General features: G+C 59.7%; 12 protein-coding genes. 6 read left to right on the forward strand and 6 right to left on the reverse strand.

The window, feature by feature from the left end; all coding sequences use genetic code 11:
* Positions 1-123: 123 nt before the first annotated feature.
* From Q7V03_RS10510 to Q7V03_RS10520, 3 genes are all read right to left on the reverse strand, one after another.
* Positions 124-738 (reverse strand): TetR family transcriptional regulator C-terminal domain-containing protein, encoded by a 615-nt coding sequence (locus Q7V03_RS10510; protein WP_304925549.1) that lies wholly within the window; start codon positions 736-738, stop codon positions 124-126.
* Entirely contained in the window at positions 739-1,305 is a 567-nt protein-coding gene (locus Q7V03_RS10515; RefSeq protein WP_304925550.1) for a DUF1349 domain-containing protein, read from the reverse strand.
* 117 nt (positions 1,306-1,422) lie between these two features.
* Positions 1,423-2,253, reverse strand: coding sequence for an SDR family oxidoreductase (locus Q7V03_RS10520; protein ID WP_304925551.1), 831 nt, complete (start codon positions 2,251-2,253; stop codon positions 1,423-1,425).
* 132 nt (positions 2,254-2,385) lie between these two features.
* Between Q7V03_RS10520 and Q7V03_RS10525 the strand changes: the two genes are divergently transcribed.
* Complete coding sequence (locus tag Q7V03_RS10525; RefSeq protein ID WP_304925552.1) at positions 2,386-3,864, forward strand: AMP nucleosidase; 1,479 nt, start codon at positions 2,386-2,388, stop codon at positions 3,862-3,864.
* A 221-nt stretch (positions 3,865-4,085) separates the two neighbouring features.
* Positions 4,086-4,373, forward strand: coding sequence for an HU family DNA-binding protein (locus Q7V03_RS10530; RefSeq protein WP_054005549.1), 288 nt, complete (start codon positions 4,086-4,088; stop codon positions 4,371-4,373).
* Positions 4,374-4,463: 90 nt separating this feature from the next.
* Here Q7V03_RS10530 and Q7V03_RS10535 read toward each other — a convergent pair whose 3' ends face one another.
* Complete coding sequence (locus Q7V03_RS10535; RefSeq protein WP_304925553.1) at positions 4,464-5,078, reverse strand: glutathione S-transferase family protein; 615 nt, start codon at positions 5,076-5,078, stop codon at positions 4,464-4,466.
* A gap of 72 nt (positions 5,079-5,150) precedes the next feature.
* Between Q7V03_RS10535 and Q7V03_RS10540 the strand changes: the two genes are divergently transcribed.
* Entirely contained in the window at positions 5,151-5,861 is a 711-nt protein-coding gene (locus Q7V03_RS10540) for a YafY family protein (protein ID WP_304925554.1), read from the forward strand.
* Positions 5,862-5,976: 115 nt separating this feature from the next.
* Here Q7V03_RS10540 and Q7V03_RS10545 read toward each other — a convergent pair whose 3' ends face one another.
* Together Q7V03_RS10545 and Q7V03_RS10550 are read right to left on the reverse strand one after the other, a co-directional pair.
* A complete protein-coding gene (locus Q7V03_RS10545) occupies positions 5,977-7,329 on the reverse strand; it encodes an aminotransferase class III-fold pyridoxal phosphate-dependent enzyme (RefSeq protein ID WP_304925555.1) in 1,353 nt (450 codons plus the stop codon).
* Positions 7,330-7,343: 14 nt separating this feature from the next.
* Positions 7,344-8,129 (reverse strand): IclR family transcriptional regulator, encoded by a 786-nt coding sequence (locus Q7V03_RS10550; protein WP_304925556.1) that lies wholly within the window; start codon positions 8,127-8,129, stop codon positions 7,344-7,346.
* A 190-nt stretch (positions 8,130-8,319) separates the two neighbouring features.
* Between Q7V03_RS10550 and Q7V03_RS10555 the strand changes: the two genes are divergently transcribed.
* Genes Q7V03_RS10555 through Q7V03_RS10565 form a run of 3 tightly spaced genes read left to right on the forward strand, consistent with a single transcriptional unit; the run spans position 8,320 to position 12,556 of the window.
* Positions 8,320-9,753, forward strand: a complete 1,434-nt coding sequence (locus tag Q7V03_RS10555; protein ID WP_304925557.1) for an APC family permease — start codon at positions 8,320-8,322, stop codon at positions 9,751-9,753.
* 60 nt (positions 9,754-9,813) lie between these two features.
* On the forward strand, positions 9,814-11,304 hold the full coding sequence (locus Q7V03_RS10560; RefSeq protein ID WP_304925558.1) for an aldehyde dehydrogenase family protein: 1,491 nt from the start codon (positions 9,814-9,816) through the stop codon (positions 11,302-11,304).
* A 22-nt stretch (positions 11,305-11,326) separates the two neighbouring features.
* A complete protein-coding gene (locus tag Q7V03_RS10565) occupies positions 11,327-12,556 on the forward strand; it encodes a Tm-1-like ATP-binding domain-containing protein (protein WP_304925559.1) in 1,230 nt (409 codons plus the stop codon).
* Positions 12,557-12,865: the final 309 nt, after the last annotated feature.

A 12,865-nucleotide genomic window follows, 5' to 3' on the forward strand; every position in this document is an offset into this window, starting at 1 on the left:
GGCATGACATCGAGCGCACTCGATGCGATCCGACATCACGATGCAACATCGTCAGAGGGGCCCGTCTCGCTTCTCACAAATGGAGCGCGATTGCAGCACTTCAACCCCTTTGGCCGAAAATTCTCACGCCAGCGTGAAGGCTTGTGGGAAAAATGCCGCAGCAACGGCCAGCAAAGTCTCCAGCGCCTCCTCAACGCTGTAAGGCTCGGCTTGCGTCACCAGATCCATCCAAAGCCCTTCGCTGGCCACCCGGATCGCCCGCGCCACCCGCTCGGCATTGCCCGATGGCCCCAGCAGCGCCGCACACAGACCTTCCAGTTTGGTGACGTATTCCGCGTTGTTAGAGCCGCATTTCTCTTGATACAGCGGTCGGCTTTGCGCTTCACCCCAAAACGCGCACCACGCGGCCAAGCGTTGCGGCGTGCACAGTTCGGCGCGGAAATCGGCGCGGATCAGCGCATCTAACTGCGCGCTGGGCTCGGGCGGGGCCGCCGCCAGCGCGCTTTGCCAATTCTGCACATATTCATCGGCCAGATAGGTCAGGGTTTCGGCCAGCAGCAGCTCTTTTGACTGAAAGTGAAAGTTCACCAGCCCATGCGACAGCCCAGCCTGATTGGCGACATCGCTCATCGTGACACGCGCATAGCCCTTGATCGCCAGCACTGTGATGGTGGCCTCGATCAACTGTTCCCGCCGCGCCTCACGCGACAGTTTCCGCGGTGGCTTCGTCTTGGTCATTCAATAGGCTTCCGTCGAAATCGGCGGTGTCAGAGCCATTTCTTCAAACACAACCTCTAGCCCCGCCCGCGAAGGCGAACAGCACATCACCCCGGCATCGACCGCCAATTCAGGCGGGAAATAAGCCAGTCGCAGCATCTTCCAAACCTCCCCGGCCTGATACTGTACCCAAACCGCATCACCCACCCGCGTCAGCCGCAACCGCAACTGGCCGTCATACGCGGGCAGCGGCATCTGCGACCAATCCGACATGCCATTCGTTACCACCACAGCCAAATGTGCGGTGTCGCCCACATATTCGATCCCGCATTTCACCCAATGCGTCGCATCAGCGCGGATCATCAGGCCTGCTTGGTCATATTGCTGCGAGAAAGCGGCTCTAAACGCCGTTTCGAGGCTGAAATCACCCGATGCAGCCTGATGCAGAAAATGCCCATTGTGGTGCTGAAAACCGTAATAGGTGCCATGCCAGAAATCGGTTTGATCCCCCGTGGTCACATGCAGCCCCGCCGCATCATGGCAGGCCTTTGCAGGCGGGTTCAGCCAATGCATCGCGCTCCAGTCCACGGCTGTTTCCTCCGAGTTGTGCCGGTTTGGCGGCTGAAAAGTGTAAATTTTCCCTTAACGGAAATCAGATAATATTTCTAAATCAAGTGTTTAACGGCTGGTCCCAACGCGGGACCATCACTTCAAAAGCCCCCTAAGCCCATCCTGATAAGTCGGATAGGCCAGCTTAACCGCCAAATCCCGCTTGATCCGATCATTCCGAACCCGCTTCGATTCCGAATAGAAACTGACTTGCATCGGCGTCATCTCGGCCTCTTCAAACCGCACTGTCGGGGGCTCTGGATAGCCCAACAAAGCCGCCGCATAGGACAGCACATCTTCGGGCGGGGCAGGATTATCATCGCAGACATTATAGATCATGCCGGGGTCAGGATGCCGGATCGACCCCAGCAAGGTCGCGGCAATATCGGCGACATGGATGCGGCTGAACACCTGATTGGCCTTGATCACCCGTCGTGCCGTACCGTCCCGCACCTTCTCAAACGGCCCGCGCCCCGGCCCGTAGATCCCGGCTAGGCGAAACACCTGCACCGGCAACCCCGTCGCCAACCACTGCCGTTCCGCCAGCACCCGTGCCACAGCGCGGCCTGACTGCGGGTTGACCGGGGTGTCCTCATCCACCCAGCCACCCTGATGGTCGCCATAGACGGCAGTGGTGGAAAGATAGCCGACCCATTCGGGGGCTGCGGCCACAATCTGATCACGGGCTGCGTGCAGAAACGGATCGCCCGACCCATCCGGCGCTGCCGAGGCCAAGATATGCGTCGCCTGCTTCAGCGCAGAGCCGATCTCGCAGGGCCACAGCAACGGCTCTACCCCCTGATCGCGCAGCGCGGCGATCCGGTCGGGCTCTCGCGTGGTGCCGATCACCCGCCAGCCCAGCGGGATCAGCAGGGCGGCCAAGGCGGCAGCGGAATAGCCATGTCCAAGGGAAAGCAAGGTTTTCATCGCATCTTTATTCCCGTCCTACTCCTGCTTCGCAAGACCCCAGATGCGGACAAGCCTGCGTCATCAAGACTTCACTTGCGAAACCGCCTGCTTCGGCCTTAGATGCCCGATCAAAAACAAGAAGATGATGTCATGAACGACGAACCCGCTCTGATCCTGATCCCTGATTTCACTGGCCCAGTCTTCTACACCGACGCAGCTGAAGCAGTGGATCGGCTGGAGGTGCTGTATTTCGATGCAACGACTTTCCTATCCCAGCATTTCAGCGCCTCGGTCACAGGCTCTAAACCCGTCACCCGTATTCGTGCGTTCTACCCCGAAATCCGTCTGACCGTCAGCAGCCATATCAAAACCGACAGCCGCTTGGCCTTTGGCCATGTTGCCAGCCCCGGCACCTATGCCACTTCTGTCACCCGCCCCGATTTGTTCCGCAATTACCTGATCCAGCAGATCAGCCTGCTGATGCAGAACCACAATGTTGCGGTGCAGATCGGCTATTCAGACACGCCGATCCCGGTGCATTTCGCGGTGGCGGGCAACCCGGCGGTGTCGGTGCCGCAAGAGGGTGTGCTGGAATTTTCGCTGCGCGATGTGTTCGATGTGCCGGATTTGGCGACCACCAACGATGACATCGTCAACGGCACCCGCACCCATAACGCCGATGGCTCGCAGCCGCTGGCGCCGTTCACAGCGCAGCGCGTAGATTATAGCCTTGCGCGCCTGTCACACTACACCGCAACCGATCCTATGCATTTTCAAAACCATGTGCTGTTCACCAACTATCAGTTCTACATTGATGAGTTTGAGGCCTACGCCCGCACCGCCCTCGCCGATGAAGACACAGGTTACACCAGCTTTGTCGCCACCGGAAATCAGGAAATCACCACGCCAGACGGGGTGATCCTGCCGTCAACCAAGACGCCGCAAATGCCGACCTATCATCTGAAGCGCGCCGATGGGAACGGCATCACGCTGGTGAATATCGGGGTTGGTCCGTCGAACGCCAAGACCGCCACCGACCACATCGCCGTGCTGCGCCCGCATGCCTGGCTGATGGTCGGCCATTGCGCGGGGCTGCGCAACAGCCAGTCTTTGGGCGATTTCTGCCTTGCCCACGCCTATCTGCGCGAGGATCATGTCTTGGACGACGACCTGCCGGTCTGGGTGCCGATCCCGGCGCTGGCCGAAATTCAGATCGCCTTGCAAGAGGCGGTGGCCGAGGTCACCCAGTTGGAGGGCTATGAGCTGAAACGCATCATGCGCACCGGCACCGTCGCCACCATCGACAACCGGAATTGGGAGCTGCGCGACAAATCCGGTCCGGTGCAGCGGCTGAGCCAATCCCGCGCGATTGCTTTGGATATGGAAAGCGCCACAATCGCCGCCAATGGTTTCCGTTTCCGTGTCCCCTACGGCACCTTGCTGTGCGTGTCTGACAAACCCTTGCATGGCGAGCTGAAGCTGCCCGGCATGGCAAGCGAGTTCTACAAGACCCAGGTCTCGCGCCATCTGCAAATCGGCATCCGCGCGATGGAACGCCTGCGCGACATGCCGATCGAGCGGATCCACAGCCGCAAGTTGCGCAGCTTCGAAGAGACTGCCTTCCTCTGACCACAGCGGTTCAGATTTACAAGGCATCAGAAATCGCTGCCTCGCACGTATTGCGAACGCGTTTTCCGATGCCCAAGCTGACGTGAAAACCTGACCCGCCGCACGGAAATGCCTTATTTTAAGCCGAAAGGGCTTGCCATAGGGCGCAAAACCATGAGAAGCCGCTATATCCGCCATATCAGGGCCCCTGAAGCATGAGGGCCGGAAACAAGGACAAGACGATGAACAAAGCCATGACCAAAACGCAACTGCTTGCCGCGATCTCGGACGCAATGGGTGCGGACAAGAAAACCGCAGCAGCAGCACTGGACGCCGTCGCGGCTGTTGTTGCGCGCGAAGTTGCGGCTGGTGGTTCGGTGATGCTGCCGGGTCTGGGCAAGATGGCGTGCCGTGAGCGCCCCGAGCGTCAGGTTCGCAACCCGGCCACCGGCGAGACCGTGACCAAAGCGGCCGACAAGCAAGTGAAATTCGCCATCGCCAAGGCGTTGAAAGACAGCGTTAACGCTTGAATTCAGGCCTCGGCTTAAGTCAGGCTGCGATTTGATTTGAAAAGGGTCGCCAATAGGGCGGCCCTTTTGCTTTTGGCCCTTTCGTCTGGTTCAGGCCACTTTCGCCATCGCAGCTTCATCCGCTGCCAACACCCGCAACCGCGCTGGGCGGGCCATGCAGCGCGCCACCCAATCGCGGATCAAGGGATCATCGGGGGTGACATCCTTGAACCAAGCGTAGGGCGAATGCACCAGCAGGTCAGCGGCGGAAAAAGTCTCACCCAACAGCCACGGACCCTTCTGCAACGCGGCGTTGATGCGGGCTGCGGCTTCGGGATGGCCACGGAAGGTGCGCGCGATGCCCGGATGGTCAAGGCCAAGCGCGCCCATCACCAAAACAGGCTCTAACACGCCCTGATACCACGAAAGCCACGTCAGATACTCGCCCCACAGCGGCGCACCGACAGGGGGTGCCAGCCCGGCGTCGGGGAACAGCGTGGTCAGGTGCAGCATGATCGCGCCGCGTTCGGTGATCAGATGGCCGTCGTGCAACAGCGCAGGGGCCTTGCCCTCGGGGTGCGGGTTGGACGGATCGACACCACCAGAACCATCCATGCGCAGGATGGCGACAGGACGGATCTCGACCTTGTCGGTGATGCCCATCTCATCAAGCAGGGTTACGATGGCGGAAGAGCGCGACTGCGGGGCGTGGAACAGGGTCAGCATTTTTTGTCTCCGTTGTGTTTTGCGATAGCGCCTTTATGCTGCAAGCCTGCTGCCAGAAACCGTCAGGATGCTATGGCCAAGTCTGATCGCCTGTTCCGCCTTTTGACCGCGCTGCGTATGCTGCCGCAACCGGTGACGGCAGCGCGATTGGCCGAGGAAATGGGGGTGTCGGTGCGCACGCTGTACCGCGATATCGACAGTTTGCGGGCGGGCGGTGCACTGATCGACGGTGCGGCGGGGGTGGGCTATACGCTGACCGAAGACCCCGCGCTGCCACCGCAGATGTTCACAAGGCTAGAGGTCGAGGCGCTGGTGCTGGGTCTGGCCGAGGTGCGCCAGATGGGTGATCCGGCGATGGCCAAGGCGGCAGAAGTGGCGATGGCGAAGATCGTCGCCACCCTGCCGGAACGGGTACAGCGGCATGCAGTTCATGCGGTGTCGCGTTCGATCAAGTTTCAAACCCGCACCGCGCCGCCCGCGCATGTGGATTTGTTGCGCGAAGCGTCTTGGGCCGAGCAAGAGGTCAGCTTGACCTATCTTGATGTGAACGGCACCCAGACCGAGCGTCAAATTTGGCCGCTGTCGATTGTGTATTTTGATCAAGCGTTGATGTGTCTGGCATGGTGCTGCCTGCGGCAAGATTTCCGCCGATTTCACCTGGGGCGGATGCAGGATGTGACACTTTCCGGCGCAAGCTTTCGCCCGCGCCGGGTGCCGATGTTGCGGGATTATATCGCCCACGTGCGCGCCGTTGCGCCGCGTCTGGCAGACGCTGTGCGCTGAAATTGCGCGCTGAAACGGGCGCTGGTTCAGAAAAATCTACCGCATGTAGTAGAATTATCCCTAAAAATCTTCATTTTACACAAGTCATTCCCAGCGGGGAAGAATTCGCATCTCGCTACAGCGCAGCAAACCCCGCATCCAAACTCGACAAAATCACCCGCACATCCGCCGAGGTCAGCACCAGCGGCGGCGACATGATAATGTTGTTGCCAGACACCCGCACCATCGCACCTGCCTTATAGGCCGCCGCCTGCACCTTGCCCGGAATGGCCTTGTCGGCGGGCTTTTTCGTGGCCCGATCCGCCACCAGTTCAATCGCGCACATCAGCCCATGCCCGCCGCGCACATCGCCAATCGCCTCATGCTTGGCCTGCAAATCCAGCAGCCCCTGATACAACTCAGCCCCGCGTGCTGCGGCATTTTCTGTCACGTTCAGCTTCTGGGTTTCCGCCAAACAAGCCAGCGCCGCCGCCGCCCCAACCGGATGGCCGGAATAGGTATAGCCATGGCCAATGGCGGCTTTGCCGGTCTCATCAGATTCGAACACCTCCGCCACACGCTCGGAAATCATCGTGGCCCCGAAGGGAAAATAGCCGTTGGTGATCGCCTTGGCGGTGCAGGCGAAATCCGGCTTCACCCCCCACAACCGACTGCCGGTCCAAGCCCCGGTGCGACCAAACGCAGTGATCACCTCATCGGCGATCAAGAGGATGCCATTCTTGCGGCAGATTGCTTCGACGCCCGGCATGAAACTTTCATGCGGCAGGATCACACCGCCCGCGCCAAGAATCGGTTCCATGATGAAGGCAGCAATCGTACTGGCCCCTTGGAACGCAATCTCATCCTCCAACGCTTGCAGACACAGCTGCGCCAGCTTGGCCGGATCGGTTTCATTGAACGGATTGCGATAGGTGTAGGGGGCAGGGATATGGTGACAACCGGGCAAAAGCGGCTCGTACATGGTGCGGAAATTGGCGTTGCCGTTCACCGAAGCCCCGCCCATATGCGTGCCGTGATAACCCTTCTTCAACGACAGGAATTTCACTCGTCCCTGATCGCCCCGGATCTTGTGATACTGTCGCGACAGCCGCAGCGCGGTCTCAACCGAGTCTGACCCGCCAGAGGTAAAGAACGATCTCACAAGCCCATCAGGCTCGAAAAACTTGCGCAATTCTTCGGCCAGTTCGATGACACAATCGTTCGAGGTGCCCCGGAAGGTCGAGTAGTACGGCAGCCGCTCCATCTGCAGCGTGATCGCATCTTTCACCGGCTGGCAAGAGTAGCCCAGATTGACGTTCCACAACCCGCCAACACCATCGACCGTCTCATGCCCATCGATATCGGTGATCCGCACGCCTTTGCCGCCAACAATGATTGCAGGCGGGTTTTTTAGGCTGTCAGAGGGCGCAGTCATCGGATGCCACAGGCTGCGGGCATTGTTGGCCTTCAGGTAGTTTTCGTCTTTCATCGTCTTTCCTTCCGTCAGGCGGCCAAGCGCCACAGTGTCGCGATATCGGCGGGCAAAGTGCCGCCCCACAGTGTGGTGATCTCGGTGCCAGCTTGCAGCAGTGCGTAGCGGATCATGCGGCGCTGCGCCTCGCCCATCCGGGTGCCAAGCGCCGCCACCGCCAGCGCGCCGCTACAGCGCCCCAAGGCGTCAAACAGCGGTACCGCCATCGAATGCACATCCGATTCGTAGCCGCCCCGGCTTTCGGCATAGCCCAAACCGCGCACCTCAGCGATGCGGGCGCGCAGGGCAGCGGGGTTGGTCAGTGTTGTGCTGGTCAGCTGCGCCAGCGGCTTTGCCAGCACCGCGTTGCGGAAGGCTTCGGGCTGAAACGCCAGCACCGCAAGGCCAGACGAGGTGGCATGAAACGGCAGCGTCTCGGTATCTTCCAGCATCACCTTGGTGGCATGCGCCGCACTGTAGGCATGCGCCAGCGGACGCAGAATATCCGCAATCAGAAGCGACAGATGCGCGGTCTCGCCGGTTTGCTGCGCCAATGATTGCAGCACCGGCATCGCCGCATCGCGCGTCGGCACTTGAGCCTCGCGCAGTGCGGCCAGACGCAGAACGCTGGGGCCAAGCCGATATTCGCGACTGGTGCCGACCTGCTCGACGAAGCCATTTTCGCTAAGCTCGGTCAGCAGGCGAAAACAGGTGGCTTTGTTCAGATCAGCCAGACGCGCAATATCCGACAACCCAATCAGCGGGCGCGCCTTTGTGAAGTAATCCAGCAATTCCAGTGCTTTAGAAACAGTGCCCATTTTGCGCCCAACATTCTGATCCGACCCGTAGGCCAGCGCTTTCATTTCAGTTGACAGAATGTCGCGGGTGCTGTCAAATAAAATCGAACCAACGGTTCAAATAACAAACCGAAAGCCGCCGATGAACGGAGGCAGTCAACCGACAGGAAGGGACCGCGTATGAAAAATTCCGCACATCCGGGGGTGCAACATGGCTGAGGCTGGCATTCCTTCAAACCAACTGAAGAAAAATTCGCTGGGCGTGGCGGCTGTGACGTTCATGGTGGTGTCAGCGGCGGCACCCTTGACTGGGGCGGCGGGTGGCATTCCGCTATCAATGCTGCTGGGCAATGGCATCGGCATCCCCGGCACCTTCCTGATCGTAACGGCGATTCTGCTGATGTTTTCGGCCGGATATGTCGCAATGTCGCGACATGTAAAGAACGCAGGCGCATTTTATGCCTTCGCGGCGCAGGGTCTGGGCGGCCATGTCGGCGGCGCTGCGGCCCTGATCGCGATGCTGTCCTACAACGCCATGCAGATCGGGTTGATGGGCCTGTTCGGTTATGCCGCTGCGGGCACTTTCGCGCAGTTTGGGCTGGATCTGCCGTGGTATTATTGGTCTTACGCTGCCATCGCTATCATCGCTGTGCTGGGCTATCGCCAAGTTGATCTATCGGCCAAAGTTTTGATGGTGCTGGTTTTTTTTGAATTTGCCATCGTCTTGCTGCTGGATATCGTCATCTTGGCCAAAGGCGGCGCGAGCGGTTTGAACTTTGCGCCCTTCATGCCCGAAAACATTTTCTCGGGCACGTGGTCGATCGGTATTCTGTACTCTTTCGCCGGGTTCATCGGGTTTGAGGCGACCACGATCTACTCGGAAGAAGCCCGCGACCCGCATATCACCGTACCGCGCGCCACCTTCCTTTCGGTGCTGGCGATCGGGATTTTCTATTCGATCACCTCTTGGCTGATGGTGATGGGGATCGGCAATGAGCAGCTGATGCCAACACTGGGCGGCATGGACCCGACGATGTTTCTGTTCCAACTGGGCAGCACCTATCTGGGCGACACATTGTCGATGGTCATGGGCGTCTTGTTCGTGACCTCGGTGTTCGCGGCCCTGTTGGCCTTTCACAACGCCATCGCCCGCTACATCTTTGTCACCGGGCGCGAAGGTATTCTGCCAGCTGCGGTCGGCTTTACCCACGCGCAGCACCTGTCGCCGCATATCGGCTCGGTGATCCAGACCGTTTTGGCGCTGATCTTCGTGACCGTATTCGTGGTCTACCAGTTGGATCCGGTGCTCAACCTGTTCTCGTGGTTGTCGCAGTTGGGCACACTTGGCGTGTTGGGCCTGATGTCGCTGACCTCGTTTGCGGTGATCGCGTTTTTCGCCAAGAATGCGATGGGCGAGACGGCACTTTCCACTAAGATCCTGCCGATCATCTCGGGCGTGATCATGGCGGTGCTGTTCGTCAAGATATTCATGGACTTCGGCGCGCTGACTGGGGCGCAAGGCCATCTGTCGTGGATGTTGCCATCACTCGTGATCGTTGCGGCGATCATCGGCATCTTGCTGGCGGCCAAACTGAAAGCCGCAGACCCGGCAAAATATGCCGATCTGGGCAAAACCAAAGTCTAATGCAAAACACACAACGGGCGGCTGGCAACGGCCGCCCTTTTCATACTACAGGAGTGCTTGATGGCCGCGCCAACCCAAAGTGACATCGACCGTCTCGCCGCCGTTGCCGTGCCTGCGGGCAAGCTGCTGATCGGCGGCAAATGGCTGGAGGGTGAGGCGGGGGAGACTGTGGTGCTCTCGCCGATCAATGGGCAAAAACTGACCACAACCGCCGCCGCCTCTGCCGGGGATGTGGCGCGCGCGGTGGCTGCGGCGCGGGCGAGCTTTGAGGCGGGCATCTGGTCGCGCATGCCGCCCGCTGGCCGCAAAGCCGTGTTGCATCGCTTGGCCGATCTTATTGAGAAAAACAGTCTCGAACTGGCGGTTTTGGGGGTACGCGACAATGGTACCGATATTGGCATGGCGTTGAAAGCCGAGCCGGGCAGTGCTGCCGGAACCTTCCGTTATTATGCCGAGGCGATTGACAAGGTGTATGGCCAGATCGCGCCGACGGCCGACAACATTCTGGCGCTCATTCACCGCGAACCTGTTGGCGTTGTGGCCGCGATTGTGCCGTGGAATTTCCCGATGATGATCGGCGCGTGGAAAATCGCTCCAGCCTTGGCTGCGGGCAACTCGATCGTGCTGAAGCCTGCTGAAACTGCGTCTCTAACCTTGCTGAAACTGGCCGAATTGGCGTTGGAGGCTGGTGTGCCGCCGGGGGTGTTCAATGTGGTGACCGGGCCGGGGCGGGTGACGGGTGAGGCCTTGGCCCTGTCGATGGATGTCGATGTGATGGTGTTCACCGGATCGGGGTCAACCGGGCGGCGCTTATTGGAATATTCAGCACGCTCGAACCTGAAGCGCTGCTATCTCGAATTGGGCGGCAAAAGCCCGAACGTGGTTTTCGCCGATACAGTTGATCTGGCTGCCGCCGCAAAAGCCGCCGCAACGGCGATTTTCCGCAATGCCGGGCAGGTCTGCGTGGCGGGCTCGCGGCTGTTGGTTGAGGCGTCGGTGCATGATGAATTTGTCTCTATGCTGGCTGTTAGTTCCGCAAAAATGCTTGTCGGCAATCCGCTGAACCTTGCCACTCAGATCGGTGCAGTGAACTCCGACGTGCAGTTGCAGGCCAATCTTGGTTTCGTCAGCGATGCCGTGAAGGAAGGCGGTGAGATTGTTCTGGGCGGTAAGCGCACGCTGATGGAAACCGGCGGCTATTACATGGAACCGACGGTGGTGACTGGCGTGCGACCAGAACACCGACTGTTTCGCGAGGAGGTCTTCGGTCCGATCCTCGCCGTTACTCCGTTTAGGGACGAATCCGAAGCCTTGCGGCTGGCAAACTTTAGTGATTTCGGGCTGGCCTCGGGCGTTTGGACCTCAAACCTAAGCCGCGCGCATCGGATGGTACGAGGAATACGCGCGGGGGTGGTGCATGTGAACACCTATGGCGGGTCTGATAACTCGGTGCCGCTGGGTGGGGTGAAGCAGTCTGGCAATGGGCATGACAAGAGCTTGCACGCGCTGGACAAGTATACCGATCTGAAAACTGCATGGATTCAGCTGTAGTAAAGACTGTTTTGGGGAAATTATGGGCAATCGCATCCTGATCGTCGGCACCTATGACACCAAAGACGACGAGCTGACATATCTGGCCGAGGTGATCCGCAAGCAGGGCGGTGAAGCCCTGACGATGGATGTCTCGGTGCTGGGCAACCCCAAAGCGTCGACGGATTGGTCAAAGCACGAGGTGGTGGCCGAGGCGGCAACCACGATTGCGGCGATCATTGCGGTAGAGAATGAAAACGTCGCGATGCAAGCGATGGCGCGGGGGGCCTCGGCCTTGGCGGCGCGGCTGCATCGCGAGGGGCGGTTTGATGGGGTGCTGGTGTTGGGCGGGTCGATGGGCACCGATCTGGCGTTGGATCTGTGTGCGGCGCTCCCGTTAGGGGTGCCGAAATATGTCGTCTCAACCGTCAGCTTCAGCCCGATGATTCCGCCTGCCCGACTTGCTGCGGATATTCAGATGATCCTGTGGGCGGGGGGGCTGTATGGGCTGAACTCGGTCTGCAAGGCCTCGTTGTCTCAGGCCGCAGGAGCGGTGTTGGGGGCGGCGCGGGCCGTGGAGCAGCCTACAGGGAGAAAGCCGCTCGTCGGGATGACCGGATTCGGCAAAACGGTGCTGCGCTATATGGTGGCCTTAAAGCCGGCATTGGAAGCGCGGGGGTTTGAGGTGGCAGTGTTTCATGCGACCGGGATGGGCGGGCGGGCGTTTGAAAGCCTCGCGGCCGATGGGGCGTTCGCAGCGGTGATGGATTTTGCGCCGCAGGAGGTTGGGAACCACCTGTTCGGCTCGGCGATCTCGGCAGGGGCGGATCGGATGACCCATGCGGGGCGGGTGGGGATTCCGCAGATGGTGTCAATTGGCTGCTATGATTTGATTGACTTCGTGGCGTGGCAGCCCGTGCCGGACCCCTTCAAGGACACTCCGGCGCATGCCCACAATCGGCTGCTGACCTCGGTGGTTCAGACCCCTGATCAGCGCCGTCTGGTGGCGCGGGAAATCTGTGGCAAGCTGGCCGAGGCTGCGGGGCCGGTGGTGTTTTTCTTGCCCATCCGGGGTGGCCATGAATGGGATCGGCCGGGGGCACCGCTTGAGGATGCGGTAGGGTTGGCGGCATTTTGTGACGAGATGCGGGGGGCCTGCCCGGCGAATGTGGAACTGCTGGAATTGGACGCCCATATTAATGATCCGGCGTTCTCAGACGCGGTTTTAGCGCGATTTGATGACTGGGTGGCGGCGGGGATTGTGAAGGTTTGAAGCGCTGTGTCCGTGCGTGGGCAGGGTTTATGATTTATATAAACCAATATCTTAGAAATGCGTCTTTCATTGTTTTTTAAGTATTGTGCGCAGGTAACCCCAACTTGAAATGGCGTATTTTACAACTTTGCCAGCAGGGCCAAAAGCTGCGTCACCTCGCGGGTGCTCATACCAACGGCCCTAGATATTGACCGTTGCCCAGTCTCTGGACATGATCGAGGTTATCGCTGCCGGTTCGTTCGCGAAGAAGTTCCAGGCTGCGGCGCATTGGTCGAGGATTTTATCGTAGCTGTCGAAGACGGTGTTGGC

It is taken from the genome of Cypionkella sp. (assembly GCF_030652235.1).
Taxonomy (GTDB): domain Bacteria; phylum Pseudomonadota; class Alphaproteobacteria; order Rhodobacterales; family Rhodobacteraceae; genus Cypionkella.

What these genes read in the sequence shown, in the direction of transcription:
- Q7V03_RS10550 (WP_304925556.1), bottom strand. Translation starts at nt 8,129, where the DNA reads ATGGGCACTGTTTCTAAAGCACTGGAATTGCTGGATTACTTCACAAAG.
- Q7V03_RS10525 (WP_304925552.1), top strand. Translation starts at nt 2,386, where the DNA reads ATGAACGACGAACCCGCTCTGATCCTGATCCCTGATTTCACTGGCCCA.
- Q7V03_RS10510 (WP_304925549.1), bottom strand. Translation starts at nt 738, where the DNA reads ATGACCAAGACGAAGCCACCGCGGAAACTGTCGCGTGAGGCGCGGCGG.
- Q7V03_RS10560 (WP_304925558.1), top strand. Translation starts at nt 9,814, where the DNA reads ATGGCCGCGCCAACCCAAAGTGACATCGACCGTCTCGCCGCCGTTGCC.
- Q7V03_RS10565 (WP_304925559.1), top strand. Translation starts at nt 11,327, where the DNA reads ATGGGCAATCGCATCCTGATCGTCGGCACCTATGACACCAAAGACGAC.
- Q7V03_RS10545 (WP_304925555.1), bottom strand. Translation starts at nt 7,329, where the DNA reads ATGAAAGACGAAAACTACCTGAAGGCCAACAATGCCCGCAGCCTGTGG.
- Q7V03_RS10520 (WP_304925551.1), bottom strand. Translation starts at nt 2,253, where the DNA reads ATGAAAACCTTGCTTTCCCTTGGACATGGCTATTCCGCTGCCGCCTTG.
- Q7V03_RS10530 (WP_054005549.1), top strand. Translation starts at nt 4,086, where the DNA reads ATGAACAAAGCCATGACCAAAACGCAACTGCTTGCCGCGATCTCGGAC.
- Q7V03_RS10535 (WP_304925553.1), bottom strand. Translation starts at nt 5,078, where the DNA reads ATGCTGACCCTGTTCCACGCCCCGCAGTCGCGCTCTTCCGCCATCGTA.
- Q7V03_RS10540 (WP_304925554.1), top strand. Translation starts at nt 5,151, where the DNA reads ATGGCCAAGTCTGATCGCCTGTTCCGCCTTTTGACCGCGCTGCGTATG.
- Q7V03_RS10555 (WP_304925557.1), top strand. Translation starts at nt 8,320, where the DNA reads ATGGCTGAGGCTGGCATTCCTTCAAACCAACTGAAGAAAAATTCGCTG.